Here is a 15,449-nt window from a genome sequence, read left to right as displayed (position 1 = left end):
TTCATGTTCAGTCATACATGCGAAATCTTCGTAGAGTTGAAAGTTTGCAGGTCAAGCCAATGTCATGTGAAGCAAAAGACTCAGCAATGCCCCATACGTCACGATTGTCGACAGAGTATTCCAGCCAACACTGAGGCAACCGGGCACGATCTGCTTCGGTGGGTCAGAATCCGAGGCGCCAGATCGTTCGTAGCCGATCGTAACTGGCCTCGGCTTGTCAGGATGACGCCGAGGCATCGAAGGCCAGGCCCGCGCCGGCGATGAAGCCGTGGAGGGCGGCTGCCGAGCCGCTACGGGGTGGTGGTGGACAGGGTGTCGTCGATCAGGACCTCGGGCGCGGGATCGGTCGAGTTGGTGGCGGGCTTGATGGTGTCCAGGGCCGTGCCCAGCGCGTCGTAGACGCGGCCGGCGACTTCCACCTCGGGCTCCCCCATCGCCTTGCGGAAGCCGTCGGGGTGAGCCTCTCCGTCGAGGTGCTTCATGTACTCGACGACGTCGGTGCCCGACAGGGTGACCCGGACCAGGCCTCGCTCGCCTCGCTCGCCGTCGAGCCGGGCGGGCTTCGCCTTGCCGGCCGACCCCAACGACGGTTTGGTCTTCTTCCAGAGCCCTTCCGGCATGATCAACGTGACACTGGTGACGCCGGCGGCTTTCCGGAGCCGCGCGTCCTGGGACGCCGGCGTGTGGGGGCCGCAGGCCGCCAGAAGCAGGATCGCGAGCAGCGCGACCGCGGCGCGCAGGACGAGGCGGGGTGTGGTCTTCACGCGGTCATGATCGTGGGCTTGGGCCGGGTGGGCACGCGGTGCGACGGCGATCCACTCGAATGTGCCGACTATCGGGAGCCGGGTTGACGACGTCAGCCGACCCAGACGGCGCGGGCGGCCCGTTGCGCGGGGGCACTTGAGCTGCCCTGTTTCCCTCCGGGCGGTCGGGGCCGGGCCCCCACCCGGAGATTCGGGACACGGTCGGGAGGCCGTCGGGCCGTCGAGATGATTTGGTTCGGGCCCGTAGCGTCCTTCCGGTGACAGGTGCCCGACCGGGCCCTGGACCCGAAACGGAGGGATCATGACCAGCATCGCGGAGTACCAGCACGGCAACGGGCTGATCTTCGGGGCCGTCGCCATCGTCGTCGCCTGGTCCGTGGTGGCGGGCGCTTTCGCCATCCACGTCCAGCACGTCGCTCACTGCGACGCGCCCGACGGCTCGGTGGAGTTCACGTTCAGCACCAGGAACGAGCACCACGCCCTGACCGTGCTCGGATCGCTCGCGGCCGTGGTGGGCGCGAGCTTCACGGGCCACCTCGTCATGGAGGACTACGGCGGGTGGGCCACCCTGTTCGGATGGCTGCCCTGGATCTCCCTGGCCACCGGCGGGCTGTACTTCCACCTGGTCCACCAGAAGCGGTGACACGGCCGGCCGTCCTCTCCGGAAGCGCTGATACCGGGTCAGGGCCCGCCGAAGCCATTCCCTCGTGCAGGCGGTGGACGACACTGACGCGGTCGCCGAAGTCGGAGGCCGGGCCCGGGCGGGAGGTGAAGCCGTCGATCTTGGGGTCGGTGCCGCCTGACACCAAGGACACCGAGCCGCAGACGGACCGCCGGACGTCGACCGGTGGGTGGCCGCCCGGCCGGGTGCGCGGGGTACGGGGTGGTGTGTCGCCCGTCGGCAAGGCCGGCCAGGCTACTGCCGGGCTTCTCGGTGACCGTCCCTCACACTCCGCCGACCTTGCGGTACCAGGTCATGCCCGAGGCGAGGACCTTGAAGGTGGCGGTGCTGGCGCTCAACGCGTCGAACAGCCAAGCCTTTTGGACCGGTCCCGTGCAAACCCTGGGGCTGATGTTGTCGTTGGAGAACCACCTCGGGTCGATGACGAACACCTCGATCGGGCCGCGCCGGAAGAAGGTGGACCGCCATCGACGTGGCCATGTTCGCGAGTTCGGGCACGGCCAGGAACTCCCCGGTGATACGAGCGCACCGCCTCCAGAGTCCCCCCGGTTCGCACTTGCCGGAGACGGCCGGATGGGTGTCGTTGTCGGCGTGCGGGGTGTCCCCCAGCATGACGAAGCCTTCGCAGCCCTTGGCCATGACCTGTGTCCACAGGTGGTTCGGCACATTGTGCGCGCAGGAGCCCATGCCCAGGGTGACCTTGGCGGGCGTTGCCCACCACCGGAAGGTCCTGAATTTACCCGGTCATCGGGACGCAAGCGGCGCCGGGCGCCACCGGGGTGATGGTGTAGGTGTAGTCCGTGTTCGCCTATCGTGTCCTTGCCCCCGACGATCCCCCCGGCGAGGCGTCGCGCGGGAACACCCGCAGAGCTGCGGTGGTGTTGACGCGGGCGGCAGGGCCGGGCCGGACGACATTGTCGTCGAGGTGGCCCAGGACCAGCCCCAGGTCCCACAGCTCGCGTGCGTGGTCGTAGAGCGCAGAAAGAAGACGGTCGCGTTCCACAGGCCGACGCGTTCGATGGGGAACGCGTCGCCTGCCGCGATGTCGGGGAAGTAGAGGTGCTGGTCGGCCCAGGTGCGGTCCTCGGCCTCCAACCGGCTCGCCGCTTCAGTCGGCCGGACCCGGCCGGCGTGCGGAGAAGGCGGGCCCTGCCAACGGCTGCTCGCTCCTGCCGGGAAGATGTCGCGCGACACATCTGGCGTTCATTTCGTATATCGCATATGTTTCGCGCATGGCTCCGGCCGGGCGCTACGGCGAGGTCCCCCCGTACCGCCCTGGGGCCGATCGCAGTTCCCTGTCCCCGTACCTACCGGCGCGGCCGCGCTCACCCTCCGCACCGGCATCGCCCCCGCCGGAACCGGCCCCCCACCCGACCGACCGACCAGCTCTGCCGCACCCGCACCCCCCGGTCACCTGCCCCCGTGCCGGAGCGCCCCCACCCCGGGGCGGCCACACCCCCGCGGGCAGCGCCGACCACCTCCAATCCCCCACCCCCGTCCCCCACGGAGGAAGAACGTGTCCAGCCCCGAGCCGCTCGGCGTCAGCCGCCGCTCCATCCTGCGCGGCGCCGCCATCGCCGGCGCCGCCGCCTCCCTGCCGCAGATCCTCATCCCCACCCGCGCGCACGCCGCCGACGACGACACCGGCGGCAGCTACACCATCGCCTTCGACGACAACGGGGCGAAGAGGCAGACGATCCTCGGCCTCGGCTTCGAGATCCAGTCCGACTCCATCGGCTCCAACGAAGGCGCCCCCGACAACAACGTGGTCAGCGGCGTGCCCCTCGACCTGACCGCCACCGGCGCGTACACCCGCTTCATCGACAAGATGCTCAAGGGCAGCCGCTCCGACCGCGGCTTCCGCTACTGCCGCCTCGCCATGGGCCTCTACCACCGCGGCGTCACCGCCGACGGCAAGCGCTTCGAGGACCGCTACCCGGACCAGACCAGGAAGCTCGCCCAGATGGTCGCCGACGCGGGCATCGAGGGCCTCGGCGTCGAGTACTGGTCCCCCGCCCCCTACTGGAAGAGCAACGGACAGCTCGGGGGGGCCGGAGGCCCCACCCTCGCCTCCTTCGCCCCGGCCGACCTCGCCGCCATGGGCGACGCGATGGTCGCCGACCTGAACTACCTGGTCGCCCAGTCGAAGGCCACCCCGACCTCGCCGCCCAGACTGCAGATCTCCTGGTGGGGCCTGCAGAACGAGCCCCATAACCGCGAGGCCACCTACGGCGGCTGCGCGTACAGCACCGACCAGTACCGGGACACGTTCACTATCGTCGCCCCCAAGATCAAGACAGCCTTCCCCAACGTGAAGATCCACGCCACCAGCTACCAGGGCTGGTGGCAGCCCTGGGGCAACAAGCTCACGGCATCCTCCACCGCCCTCGGGTACATCGACGCCTGGACCTGGCACCACATCGGCGACAACAGCGACGGGCAGATCACCAGGGACTACACCTCCGGCGCCCTCGGCAGGCCCGTCTTCAACAACGAGTTCGAGTACCTCATCCACCAGAGCCCGACGAACGACGGCAACACCCTCAACACCGCACAGTCGATCATGAACTGGATGACGTTCCAGAACTCCCCCACCTGGTGGTGGCTGCACGCCCTCAAGCCCACCACCGACACCAGGGCCGAAGGCTACGGCCTCGGCTACTGGCGGCCCCCGGGCGCCCCCGCGGACAGCCGCTTCCCCAACCTCCAGCCCGGCGACTGGACGTGGAACCGCCGCAACTGGAACGGCATCGCCGGCTTCGTCAAGTTCATGCCCTGGGACTCCGTGCGCTACCACGTCGAGGAACCCCACCCGGCAAACGGCCTCGCGACCTCCCCGGTCACGGGCACCGTGACCCCCGGGGGCGTCACGTACCGGCCGCACCAGCGCATCATGGCCTGGAAGACCCCCACCGGCAAGCCCGTCCTCGTCGTCACCAACCGCGGCACCGCCGACTACACCTTCACGGTCGACACCAAGACCACCGGCACCTTCCGGGGCTACCGCTACCGACACGACACCGACCCCGACACCACCCCCGGCATCCCCAACGCGAACGGCAGCTACGGCAAGAGCGGTCCCTTCCTGACGCTCACCGTGCCCCCCATGTCCATCGAGTTCTGGGTCCACGACTGACACCACACCCACCAGGGGGCGGCACCACAACCCGGCACGCCGCCCTCAGCACCCAGACACCCCCGCCTGCGGTGGCCTGCGCTTCGCGGCCACCGGCGGCAGGGGAACCCCTGGCGCCCGCCGAACCGCAGCGGGAAACCGATCACGGGGGGGAACCCCGGAACCGCGAGACGGCCCATGTGGGGTTGTGTCGGGGTGGGTTGGGGGTGTGTCAGTACCTGCCCGCCCCGACGTTCGGCGGTGCCGCGGGCTCAGGAGACGGTGAAGGTCTGGCGGTCACGACAGCGCCTGCCGACGAGCAGTCAGCCACCAACGCCGTCACCCGGCACCGGCGGCCGAGCCGGCCGCCCTTGGCCCAGGACCCGACCACGCTCGCCCAGTTCGTGGAGCGGGAGCGGAATCCCCGCGTGTCCCGCCCGCCCAAGGAGCCGGTGGAGATAGTGGAGCCGGTGGAGCCCGGCCCCGGCCGCGATGAGCGGGCGACGCGGCCCGGGCGGGCGGAAGCCCCTGGGAGGCCGGGTCACGGCCGGGAGTACGCTTCTCGGCGCTCTGCCGCAGGCCGGGTTACGGTGGAATCGATCACGGTGCGGCGCTCCTTCCCGTCTGTGGGGGGCCGCCGTGGTGACAGGAGCTGGGTATGGACGGCCTGGGTGGTGGCGCGGTCTTCTCCGGAGGTTGTGCGTTCGCGGGTCGCGAACGCGAGCTGCGGGTACTGCTCGGCGCGGTGTCCGGGGCTCGTCCGGCGGTCGTCCTGGTGGAGGGCGAGGCGGGAATCGGCAAGTCGCGGCTGGTCGCGGAGGCGTCCGCCGTGCTCGCCGCCGAAGGGCTGCGAGTGCTGGTGGGCGGCTGCCACCCACTGCGTGAACCACTGGCCTACGGACCGGTGATCGACGCCCTGCGCCGGGTCGGAGCGTGGCTGCCGCCCGTGGAGCGGCTGAACGCGTCGACGGGAGCGCTGGCACCGCTGCTGCCCGACCTCGCCGCCGCACTGCCACCGCCGGCACCACCGGACTCCCCCGGGGCGGGCGGGCAACGGTCCCGCGTGGTGTCAGGGGTCCGGACCCTGCTGGAGGCGATCGCACCGGTGGCGCTGGTGGTCGAGGACGTCCACTGGGCGGACGAGGCGACCCGGGAACTCCTCCTCCTGCTCGCACGCGACATGCCGACCGACACCGCGCTGGTCCTCACCTACCGGGCCGAGGACCTGCCAGGCGGCGGACCCGTACTCGGCGCCCCGTTCCGACGTCCACCGGGCACCGGCGGCGCCGAGATCAGGCTCGGCCGACTCGGCGAGCCACAGCTGCGTGCCATGGCACGGGACATTCTCGGCGACCGGCCGAAGCCGGCCCTGGTGCGGACCCTCCTGCAGCGCAGCGGGGGCCTGCCGCTGGTGATCGAGGAAGACCTGGTCACCCTCGCCGCCGCCCCGCACCGCACGGACCTGACGGTGCTGCGGGTGCCGCGCAGCCTGAGCGAGGTACTGGCCGAACGCAGGACCCGGCTGGGCCCCGACGCGTCCGTGCTGGTGGACACCGCGGCGGTCCTCGCGGTCCCGGCCGGACAGTCGCTGCTGGCCAAGGCCGCGGGCCTGGACGACGAACGGGGCGAGGAAGCCCTGCTGGACGCGCTCGGGGTCGCCGTGCTGCGGCAGGTGGGCCGGGACTCCTACGGGTTCGGGCACGCCCTCGCACAGGAAGCCGTCTACGGCGCGATCCCCGGGCCGGTGCGCAGCCGGGCCCACCGGCGGGTCCTGGAAGTGCTCCAGGCCCAGGACCCGCCACCACTCGTCCAGATCGCCCACCACACCCGTGCCCTGGGCGACCGGGCGGCCTGGCTGTCCCGGGCCCAGGCCGCCGCCGACCAGGCCACCGCGGTCGGCGACCACGGCACCGCCGCCGCCCTGCTGGGCGAGATCCTCGACCAGCCCGACCTCACCCCCGAACAGCTCACCAGCGCGGCCTTGGCCATGGCCGTGGCCGCGCACTTCCGTACGGACAGCACCGCCTCCGTCGCGGCGCTGCGCCGGATCATGCTGCTGCCCGGCCTGCCCACCGCGGTCCGCGGCCAGATGCGATCGGCCGTCGCGATGGCGCTGCTGTACCAGGAGGGTGATCCGGAGGGCGAGGAGGAGATGCTGACCGCCCTGTCCGAGGTGGAGGAGAGCGACCCGGTCTCCACGGCCAGGATGCTCGGCCTGCTGGGTGTGTCCAGGACGGGCCGCTTCTCGCTCGCCGAGCAGCGGGCCATGGTCGAACGCGGATTCGCCCTGCCGGAGGCCGCCGAGGACCACTACGCCCAGATGCTGCTCCACCTGGCCAGGTTCGGCCAGCAATGCGTGGCCGCCGATCCGGCCGCGGCCGAGCTGGTCGCGGCCCTGCCCCGCGAGGGCGCGGACGTGCAGGTGCTCCAGGGCACGGCGATCTTCCTCACCGCGGCTGTCGGGGGCGCTCTCCCCGTCGGCAACGACCGGGCGGCCATGGCGGCCCTCGCCGACGTGACCGCCATGACGGCGCGCACCACCATGCAGACGCTGGACCCGCATCTCCACACCTTCCGGGTCGTGCTCGACTGGCAGGCGGGACGGTGGAACGAGGCCGAGCTCGGCCTGGAAGCCTTCCACGAGCGCTATCCGGATCGTCCGCTGGACTCGGGCGGGCTGCTGGCGACCGTCCGCGGTCTCCTCGCCGCCGCCCGTGGCCGCACCGCGCAGGCCGCCGACACCTTCGAGCGGGCCCTCACCCGTGAGGGCCCGCACCTGGACTCGCTCGGCGCCGCGGCCGGATCCGCGCGCCTCCACCTGGCCCGCGAAGACCCGCAGGCCGCCTGGCACACCCTGACCGACCCGCTCGACTTCCTCGCCTTCCTCGACCGCAAGGAGGCCTGGGCCCACGCCTGGGACCTCGTCCCCACCGCCGTCGAGACCCTCCTCGCCCTGAACCGCGCCGACGACGCCCGGAACCTGGCCGCACACCACGTGACCGCCACCGAAGGCCGCGACGCACCCGGCGCCGACGCCGAGCGCCACCTGTGCCGGGGTCTACTGCTGCAAGCCCCCGACCCCGACGCCGCGGCGGCCGCCTTCGACCTCGCCGCCGCACGATGGACCGACATCGGCCGCCCCTACCCGGCGGCCCTCGCCACCGAACGCGCCGCCCGCACCCGCACCGATCTCGACGAGGTCGCCACCCGCCTCGCCGCGCCGATCGCCGCATTCGAAGACCTCGGCGCGACCTCCGACGCCGCGCGCTGCCACCACCTCCTGCGCGCACTCGGCCAGAAATCGGCCAACCCCCGCGGCCGGACCGGCTACGGCGACCGGCTCTCCCCCCGTGAGGAACAGATCCGCGACCTCCTCGGCACCGGCGCCACCAACAAGGACATCGCCACCGCGCTCTTCCTCTCCACCCGCACCGTCGAACACCACGTCGCCCGCATCCTCGCCAAACTCCGCACCACCCGGGCCGACCTCACCCGCACACGGTCGTGACCTGACCGCGAACCTAGGAGCCCTCGTAGACCTTGTCGTAGGCGGGTACGAAGGTGCCCTGCTCGCAGGTGACGTCGGTGGACCACATGCCGTGCCCGTCGGAGTTCTCGTTGTACCGGCGCGGCATGGCGCCGCGCCGGTACTGGCCGACGTACTCGGGCTGGGTCTGGGGGTCGGCTCCGCCGGCCGCGGCGGTGACCACGGCCAGCGGTGCGCCGGCCAGGCGGGCGGGAACGGACGCCTCCGAGGCGTCGGGGGCGATCACGGCGCAGGTGTGGTCGGAGTCCCTCGCCGGCCGGCCTGCCGGCGCTCGCGTTCAATGACTGGGTGACCCGCGAGGACGCCTCATGGACGACGTGGCAGGTCTTCCGGAGCTGACCGGACCCGCGCCGGCCCCGGGGCTCTCGCACCAGTCGGACGCCGCGACACAGCAACGGGCACACGCGACCGGGCCCGGGGAAGCGGGTGTTCCGCTGCCCCGGCCGGTGGGAGGCCGGCCGCACCGCAGACGGTGGAAGCCCCTGGGAGGCCGGGTCACGGCCGGGAGTACGCTCCTCGGCGCTCTGCCGCAGGCCGGGTTACGGTGGAATCGATCACGGTGCGGCGCTCCTTCCCGTCTGTGGGGGGCCGCCGTGGTGACAGGAGCTGGGTATGGACGGCCTGGGTGGTGGCGCGGTCTTCTCCGGGGGGTGTGCGTTCGCGGGTCGCGAACGCGAGCTGCGGATACTGCTGGGCGCGGTGTCCGGGGCGCGTCCGGCGGTCGTCCTGGTGGAGGGCGAGGCGGGAATCGGCAAGTCGCGGCTGGTCGCGGAGGCGTCCGCCGTGCTCGCCGCCGAAGGGCTGCGGGTGCTGGTGGGCGGCTGCCACCCACTGCGTGAACCACTGGCCTACGGACCGGTGATCGACGCCCTGCGCCGGGTCGGAGCGTGGCTGCCGCCCGTGGAGCGGCTGAACGCGTCGACGGGAGCGCTGGCACCGCTGCTGCCCGACCTCGCCGCCGCGCTGCCACCGCCGGCACCACCGGACTCCCCCGGGGCGGGCGGGCAACGGTCCCGCGTGGTGTCAGGGGTCCGGACCCTGCTGGAGGCGATCGCACCGGTGGCACTGGTGGTCGAGGACGTCCACTGGGCGGACGAGGCGACCCGGGAACTCCTCCTCCTGCTCGCACGCGACATGCCGACCGACACCGCGCTGGTCCTCACCTACCGGGCCGAGGACCTGCCCGGCGGCGGACCCGTACTCGGCGCCCCGTTCCGACGTCCACCGGGCACCGGCGGCGCCGAGATCAGGCTCGGCCCACTCGGCGAGACGGAGCTGCGAGCGATGGCGCGCGAGGTACTCGGCGACCAACCGGCGCCGGCCCTGGTACGGACCCTGATGGAACGCAGCGGGGGCCTGCCGCTGGTGATCGAGGAAGACCTGGTCACCCTCGCCGCCGCCCCGCACCGCACGGACCTGACGGTGCTGCGAGTGCCGCGCAGCCTGAGCGAGGTACTGGCCGAACGCCGGACCCGGCTGGGCCCCGACGCGTCCGTGCTGGTGGACACCGCGGCGGTCCTCGCCGTCCCGGCCGGACAGTCGCTGCTGGCCAAGGCCGCGGGCCTGGACGACGAACGGGGCGAGGAAGCCCTGCTGGACGCGCTCGGGGTCGCCGTGCTGCGGCAGGTGGGCCGGGACTCCTACGGGTTCGGGCACGCCCTCGCACAGGAAGCCGTCTACGACGGGATCTCCGGGCCGGTACGCAACCGCATCCACCGGCGGGTCCTGGAAGTGCTCCAGGCCCAGGACCCGCCACCACTCGTCCAGATCGCCCACCACGCGCGTCGACTCGGCGACACGTCCCTGTGGATGTCCAAGGCCTTGGCCGCCGCCGACCACGCGGTGACCGTCGGTGACGACGGTGTCGCCGCCGATCTCTACCAGCAACTGTTCGCCGAACCCACCCTCCCCTCCCCGGACCGGGTCCACAGTGCACGGAGCCTCGGCAGGATCGCCCTCTCGCGTTCCGACCCGGTGGCCAGCGCCTCGGTCCTCAGCCGCATCGTGGCCGACCAGGCCCTGCCCGGGCCCGTGCGCGGCGAGATCCGGCTCGCCCTGGGGCGCAATCTGGCGGGCATCAGAGCAGACCGGAGCACGGCGGAGCTCAGCCGGGCGCTCGACGAGCTGGAGGGCCGGCCCGTCCCGGTCGCGATCACGATGGCCACGTTGGGGCAGGGGTACCGGCCGGACGTGCCGGCGGCAGAGGACCGGGCGCTGGTCGAGCGGGCCGAGCGGATCGTGACAGGGGCCGGCGACGCGTTGGCGCTCGTGACCGTCCAGGCGGCCAAGACCATCCTGCTGAAGGTCCTCGGCGACCCGCGGGCCCATGACCTGCTGCGAGGACTGCCACATGAAAGCCCCGACCGCGACATCCGCCTCCAGTGCGTCCGCGCTCTGCACTACGTGGCTTGGCTCGACCTTCTGCACGGGCACGGCGCCCGCGCGCAGGTGCTGCGCGACGAGACCGACCGGGTGGGCCGCCGGGAGAGCTACCAGCTCGTCGAGCACTCCTGTGCCGTGCTGCAGCTGTACCTCGACCTCGCAACGGGTCGCTGGGACGGCCTGGAGCAGCGGACCGAAGCGGTGCTACGGGAATCGCCCGACGGCGGTGCCCTGCGCCAGCGGGTCGTGCTGGTGCGCGCCATGCTCGACGCGGCACACGGGCACTGGGCCGGGGCCCGGGCGCTCTTGGCGGCCCTGGACGAGGAGGGCGCGCAGAGCACCGCCTGGCAGATGGGGCACGAGGTGGTCGCCCAGCTGGCACACCTCGACCTGCTGGAGGGCGACCCGAAGGCCGCGTGGGAACGGCTGGCGCCGAGCCTGGCGGCCAGGCGGGCCAAGGGGGTCTGGGTCGCGGCGAACGGTCTGGTCCCCGTCGCGGTGCAGGCCGCCCTCGCCTGCGGCCTGCGCGAGGAGGCCGAACACCTCACCGACGAAGCGGCCCGCGGCATCGAAGGCCGCGACAGCCCGGGCGCCCAGGCAGAGGTGCTGCTCTGCCTGGCCCTGCTCACCACCGCGACCGACCCCGAAGCCGCCCTTGCCCACGCCGTACAGGCTGCGGCCCGGTACGAGGACACCGGCCGGATCCACAGCACCGCCCTCGCCACCGAACTGGTCGGCACGCTGCAACTCGCCCGCGTCAGAGCAGCGGTGGCCGGTCACGGCACGCCGGACCCCAGGAGCTCGGCCGAGGACGGCGCGCGGAACATCCAGAGCGCGTTGGACGTCTTCACCCGCCTCGGCGCCACCACCGACGCCTCACGCTGCCACCGCCTGCTGCGCGAACTCGGGCGCAAGACCCTCAACCCGCGCGGCCGGGCCGGCTACGGCGACCGCCTGTCCCCCCGAGAGGAACAGATCCGCGACCTCCTCACCACCGGCGCCACCAACAAGGACATCGCCACCGCGCTGTTCCTCTCCACCCGCACCGTCGAACACCACGTCGCCCACGTCCTGGCCAAACTCCGCACCACCCGGGCCGACCTCACCCAGCCACCCGACTGACCACGGGCCCGTTCACGACTCGCGGGTCGCGGAGTCCGTTCGTCAGGCCGGGAGAGACCCGCGGGCCGACGGAGCCGAGGTCCACGAGAACGAGGACGGGGGCCGCCCGCCGAAGCCCGGGAACGGGCCGGCGTCCGACCGGGTTCGGGGGTCGGTGGCGCCCGTCCGATGCCCCAGCGCTCACCAGGGGCACCTCCGGCGGGACGGTTCCTGGCCCGGGTGCCCGTCGATCGCCCCGTTCTCGGCCGAACCGTGACGAGAACGATAGGCGGTGGGGCTGGATCGGCAGGTCGCCGAGCGGTTTCCTGGCGTCATGACCGACTCCGGGGCACGATCCCGGATCATCCGGATTCCCGGGGCGTGACACATGAAACCGGTTCGCACCGATACCTCCGCAGCCGTCTACCTGCGCTGCTACCCCTTCGACCCCAGCGGGATGGGAACGCACCTCCACGCACTGCGGCACCTCGCGAACGAGCTCGGCTTCGCGCCTCCGGCCGTGTTCCTCGACAACGGCCACCGCTCCCGGGGACCGCTTCCCGCCCTCCATCGTCTGATCGAGCTGCTGACCGCGGGCGCGTTCCGCGTGGTGCTCGTCCCGGGCCCGTTCGTCTTCTCCCTCTCCGACCTCGAAGCACGCTCGATCTGGTCGCAACTCACCAGTTCCGGAAGCCGCGTGATCGAACTCCCGGCGTCTCGTCTGATCGCCCAATGGGGGTGGGGGCGGTGATCACGCGCCATGAGGGCGACCTTCCACCCACTCCCCGGCTGTCCTGCCGCTGCTCACGGCCGACGTGCTCGTCACCTCGGCCGCGCTCGGCGCCCTGATCCAGGGCATCGGGCAACTGACACGGAACGGCTGGCAGGCCAACCTGCCACGCGGCACCCGCCGTGCGGCCAGGGCCCTGACCAACCGTCGCCGGCGCAGGTGGCACAAGGTCGACGACGCCCACCGAGAGGCCTGGCCGAGCAGGCCCTCCGCGCGGGCGCGCGGCAGGCCGGTTCCCGAAGCACCGCGGTGCTCGTGCAGGACCGGGTCGCGAACGGAGCCCCCGCCGCGCTCCGGCGCGTGGCCCGCGACCGGATCGGTCTCGGCCGGCCCGGCCCGGCCGACCTGGATCGCCGACCGCGTCCGTGCGATGGACCTGCGCGTCCTCGCCGCCCACGAACTGGACCTGGAATCCGCCTGGCCGCGCCCGTGGCTCGTCCTGCCGGACGCAGCACGAACCGAACTGCGTACCGCGCGCAGTGCGTACGACGAGGCCGCCGGGCTTGACGCGTGGTCCCTGCCGTACCTGGTGCTGGGTGCCGCTGGTGGCCCGCCCTGATCGCCGCACCGGGCCTCGCCCTCATGGGCCGGCGTCGAGGCCGGACCGCGCTGGACACGCTCGCCGCACTGGCCGAGTCCGCCGTCGACGTGTACGGCCGCGACCTCGCGCAAGAACTGGCCATGCCCTGTGGCGGGATGTCCGAGGCCACGACCGGCCGGCAGGTCACCACGCTGCTGCGCAAGGACCAGCCGCCCGGTTCCGCGGAGCCCGACCGGTCCACGGGGCCGGTGACGTCGTCATCCTGACGTCACCGAACCCGTTCACAGCGCCGCGCCGTTCCGGATTCACCCGACGCGTACGTCGATGTCGTTGACGCTGCCGTGGTAGCGCCGGCCGTGCTCATGGGCCACGGCCTGGATCAAACAGGACCCGCCGACGCGATCCACCGGGGACCCGGTGGCGAGGGAGGCCGAGCGGGCCAGCGTGCCGGCGACCGCGCAGGCCCGGCCGGCGGGGGGTCGGCGGCGGGCTGGTCGAGCGCGCGGGCGAACCCGGCGCGGCCGGGCCGGGTCCGCCGGGCGTGCGTGGTCGAGGCGGCGCGGGGTGCGGGTGGCGGCGTCGGTCAGCTGCGCCTCGGCGGCGAGGTCTCCGTGGTCCGGGCGTAGGAAGGGGGCCCGTCTCCCCCGTGGCCCGCGAGGAGAAGGGCCCTCGGTGGGCAGGTCGGGTGGGGCGGGTCAGCCGGCGGGGTCGGCGGCCTGGCCGGCGGCCGCGATGCAACCGATGTCCAGTTGGTCGGCGTAGGCGGTGAGGGAGGCGGCGTAGCGTGCGGCGGTCCGGTGGCAGTCGCTCCGGTCGCAGGGGCAGGCGGTCCAGCCGGCGGCGATGGCGCGCAGCAGGGTGGTGACGGCGGAAGCGGGGATCATGAGGTCGCCGCTGAGGATGTCGCGGGAGACGGGCATCGGCATGGACCGCAGGCCGTCCGGGTCGGTGTGGGGGCGGTGGTCGCTCATGCTGGTTCTCCGAATCGCGTCGGTGAATTCACGTGTGGGGTCATGTAAAGGGAAAGTCCCGGCCGCCGGGAGCGGGCGGGACAGTGTTTTTGGCTACACGGAGGGGTGTGGCAGGGGTTCAGGGGGTCTACCGCGCCTCCAGGTCCGTCCCGGATGCCGTTGAGCTCGACGACGAAGCCGCGGGCGCTGGTGGCCGCCGTCCCTGGAGCAGCGCTCGCGCGGGCCGCCCCCGCCGCGCCGCCGATCGAGCCCCGGCGGGTCCGGCCCGGACGCGGCTTCGCGCTCGGCCGCTCGGGCCGGGTGGCGACACTCCGGCGCGGGAGGCGGCCGGCGGACGGGCGCGGTACCGTCGGCGGCACCCGGCCCCTTCAACCGCACGCTGACACCCCTGGGGTCAGCACTCGCTCAGGACCCTGGAAAGGACGGAGTTCGGGCCGGGCGCCACCGCTCGGCCGGTAACCCCGGGTGCTCGCTTGGCGAGGGGAGCCGCTGGTGGATCCCGGCGAGAGTGTGGGATTCGCGGGAGTGCGCGGACCGGCGTTCGCCGGACGTGAGGTCGAGCTGCGTACGCTGCTCGGCGCGGTGACGGCCCGCCCGGCGGTGGTGATGGTCGAGGGAGAGGCCGGGATCGGGAAGTCGCGCCGGCTGCAGGAGGCCCGCGCCCACTGGGAGATCGCCGCGGCGCTCTTCCTGTCGACCCGCACCGTCGAGAACCACGTCGCCCGCGCGCTGACCGAACTCGGCACCACCCGCGGCGGCCTCGCCGGCGACCGGGCCTGAGACGACCAGTCCCGGGCGGAGCGGCACGGCTCCGGACGGCAGGGTGGCCGGGTGTCGGGCCGAGGCACCCAGGGAGGCGGCGCCGGGCCTCCTGCCCCGTCCGGCGAGGCCTTCGCGGGACGGTCGGGCAGGCAGTCGTCGGCGCCGCGGTCGCCGTCGTCGGGGTCCCGCGCGGCAACTGAGGTGGTAGGACGTGAGCGCCCGGCCGGGGCCGCCGGGTCGCGCGTGAGCGCCCGGCCCCCCGCCCGGGCGCTCACGTCCCGGTGGCGTTGTCGGCCGGTGGCGGCCCGCTCACCGGGGCGGTCCGCACGGCCCGGGCGGGGTCAGGCGGGCCTCACGCCGGTCTGACGGCGGAGGCGGTGGTCGGTCGCCGCGGTGCGGACTCGGTCGCCGTGCCCGGTTCGATGGCCGGCAGGGGCTCCGGCCCGGGGTCGGCGGGAGGATCGTCCTCGTGCAGGGCGCGGGTCTCGGCCTTGAGGATGCGCATCGAGCGACCGAGGCCGCGGGCGAGGTCGGGCAGTTTCTTGGAGCCGAACAGCAGCGTGATCGCCGCGACGACGAGGAGCAGGTGCCAGGGTTCGAGGGCGTTGCGGAGCATGGTCGACCACCAGGTGCTCACGGGCGGGGGTGGGGGCAGGGCGGAACGGGGTGTGGGCAGGGTGGGAGAGTCGGGGGGGGGCCGGGGGGGGGGGGGGGGGCCGGGGGGCGGGGGCGGGCCCCCGCGCGCCCCCCCCGCCCCGCGCCCCCGGGCTGGGGCGGGGGGGGGGAGCGGGTGA

General features: G+C 73.2%; 13 protein-coding genes. 8 read left to right on the top strand and 5 right to left on the bottom strand.

Annotated features, from left to right (window positions below):
- Window positions 1-290 precede the first annotated feature (290 nt).
- Window positions 291-764 (bottom strand): hypothetical protein, encoded by a 474-nt coding sequence (locus ACFXHB_RS09245; RefSeq protein ID WP_380573245.1) that lies wholly within the window; start codon window positions 762-764, stop codon window positions 291-293.
- 301 nt (window positions 765-1,065) lie between these two features.
- On the opposite strand from ACFXHB_RS09245, the gene ACFXHB_RS09240 reads away from it, so the two are divergent.
- Window positions 1,066-1,407: a hypothetical protein gene (locus ACFXHB_RS09240; protein ID WP_380573244.1), complete on the top strand. Its 342-nt coding sequence runs from the start codon at window positions 1,066-1,068 to the stop codon at window positions 1,405-1,407.
- A 302-nt stretch (window positions 1,408-1,709) separates the two neighbouring features.
- On the opposite strand, the gene ACFXHB_RS09235 is transcribed toward ACFXHB_RS09240, so the two are convergent.
- Window positions 1,710-1,877, bottom strand: coding sequence for a hypothetical protein (locus ACFXHB_RS09235; protein WP_380573243.1), 168 nt, complete (start codon window positions 1,875-1,877; stop codon window positions 1,710-1,712).
- Window positions 1,878-2,962: 1,085 nt separating this feature from the next.
- Between ACFXHB_RS09235 and ACFXHB_RS09230 the strand changes: the two genes are divergently transcribed.
- Window positions 2,963-4,582 carry a glycoside hydrolase family 30 beta sandwich domain-containing protein gene (locus ACFXHB_RS09230; protein ID WP_380573242.1) on the top strand — a complete coding sequence of 540 codons (1,620 nt, stop codon included), beginning with the start codon at window positions 2,963-2,965 and terminating at the stop codon, window positions 4,580-4,582.
- A 637-nt stretch (window positions 4,583-5,219) separates the two neighbouring features.
- On the top strand, window positions 5,220-8,069 hold the full coding sequence (locus tag ACFXHB_RS09225) for an ATP-binding protein (RefSeq protein ID WP_380573241.1): 2,850 nt from the start codon (window positions 5,220-5,222) through the stop codon (window positions 8,067-8,069).
- A 13-nt stretch (window positions 8,070-8,082) separates the two neighbouring features.
- On the opposite strand, the gene ACFXHB_RS09220 is transcribed toward ACFXHB_RS09225, so the two are convergent.
- Window positions 8,083-8,334, bottom strand: coding sequence for a hypothetical protein (locus ACFXHB_RS09220; RefSeq protein WP_380573240.1), 252 nt, complete (start codon window positions 8,332-8,334; stop codon window positions 8,083-8,085).
- 386 nt (window positions 8,335-8,720) lie between these two features.
- Here ACFXHB_RS09220 and ACFXHB_RS09215 point away from each other — a divergent pair, with 386 nt between their 5' ends.
- The 4 genes from ACFXHB_RS09215 to ACFXHB_RS09200 all read left to right on the top strand — a co-directional run bounded on the left by ACFXHB_RS09215 (window position 8,721) and on the right by ACFXHB_RS09200 (window position 13,188).
- Window positions 8,721-11,612, top strand: coding sequence for an AAA family ATPase (locus ACFXHB_RS09215; protein ID WP_380573239.1), 2,892 nt, complete (start codon window positions 8,721-8,723; stop codon window positions 11,610-11,612).
- A gap of 367 nt (window positions 11,613-11,979) precedes the next feature.
- Window positions 11,980-12,342, top strand: a complete 363-nt coding sequence (locus ACFXHB_RS09210) for a hypothetical protein (RefSeq protein WP_380573237.1) — start codon at window positions 11,980-11,982, stop codon at window positions 12,340-12,342.
- Window positions 12,343-12,406: 64 nt separating this feature from the next.
- On the top strand, window positions 12,407-12,940 hold the full coding sequence (locus tag ACFXHB_RS09205; RefSeq protein ID WP_380573236.1) for a hypothetical protein: 534 nt from the start codon (window positions 12,407-12,409) through the stop codon (window positions 12,938-12,940).
- A 23-nt stretch (window positions 12,941-12,963) separates the two neighbouring features.
- Window positions 12,964-13,188, top strand: a complete 225-nt coding sequence (locus ACFXHB_RS09200) for a hypothetical protein (protein WP_380573235.1) — start codon at window positions 12,964-12,966, stop codon at window positions 13,186-13,188.
- A 429-nt stretch (window positions 13,189-13,617) separates the two neighbouring features.
- Here the strand turns inward: ACFXHB_RS09200 and ACFXHB_RS09195 are convergent, their stop codons facing one another.
- Entirely contained in the window at window positions 13,618-13,893 is a 276-nt protein-coding gene (locus tag ACFXHB_RS09195) for a hypothetical protein (RefSeq protein ID WP_380573234.1), read from the bottom strand.
- Window positions 13,894-14,385: 492 nt separating this feature from the next.
- On the opposite strand from ACFXHB_RS09195, the gene ACFXHB_RS09190 reads away from it, so the two are divergent.
- On the top strand, window positions 14,386-14,673 hold the full coding sequence (locus tag ACFXHB_RS09190; protein ID WP_380573232.1) for an AAA family ATPase: 288 nt from the start codon (window positions 14,386-14,388) through the stop codon (window positions 14,671-14,673).
- Between the two features lie 334 nt (window positions 14,674-15,007).
- On the opposite strand, the gene tatA is transcribed toward ACFXHB_RS09190, so the two are convergent.
- Window positions 15,008-15,271 carry a Sec-independent protein translocase subunit TatA gene (gene tatA, locus ACFXHB_RS09185; RefSeq protein WP_380573231.1) on the bottom strand — a complete coding sequence of 88 codons (264 nt, stop codon included), beginning with the start codon at window positions 15,269-15,271 and terminating at the stop codon, window positions 15,008-15,010.
- Window positions 15,272-15,449 lie beyond the last annotated feature (178 nt).

This window comes from Kitasatospora sp. NPDC059327, assembly GCF_042752535.1.
In the GTDB taxonomy this organism is placed as follows: domain Bacteria; phylum Actinomycetota; class Actinomycetes; order Streptomycetales; family Streptomycetaceae; genus Kitasatospora.
This window is presented reverse-complemented; position numbering and strand designations above follow the sequence as displayed.

What these genes read in the sequence shown, in the direction of transcription:
- ACFXHB_RS09240 (WP_380573244.1), top strand. Translation starts at nt 1,066, where the DNA reads ATGACCAGCATCGCGGAGTACCAGCACGGCAACGGGCTGATCTTCGGG.
- ACFXHB_RS09225 (WP_380573241.1), top strand. Translation starts at nt 5,220, where the DNA reads ATGGACGGCCTGGGTGGTGGCGCGGTCTTCTCCGGAGGTTGTGCGTTC.
- ACFXHB_RS09215 (WP_380573239.1), top strand. Translation starts at nt 8,721, where the DNA reads ATGGACGGCCTGGGTGGTGGCGCGGTCTTCTCCGGGGGGTGTGCGTTC.
- ACFXHB_RS09210 (WP_380573237.1), top strand. Translation starts at nt 11,980, where the DNA reads ATGAAACCGGTTCGCACCGATACCTCCGCAGCCGTCTACCTGCGCTGC.
- ACFXHB_RS09200 (WP_380573235.1), top strand. Translation starts at nt 12,964, where the DNA reads ATGGGCCGGCGTCGAGGCCGGACCGCGCTGGACACGCTCGCCGCACTG.
- ACFXHB_RS09195 (WP_380573234.1), bottom strand. Translation starts at nt 13,893, where the DNA reads ATGAGCGACCACCGCCCCCACACCGACCCGGACGGCCTGCGGTCCATG.
- tatA (WP_380573231.1), bottom strand. Translation starts at nt 15,271, where the DNA reads ATGCTCCGCAACGCCCTCGAACCCTGGCACCTGCTCCTCGTCGTCGCG.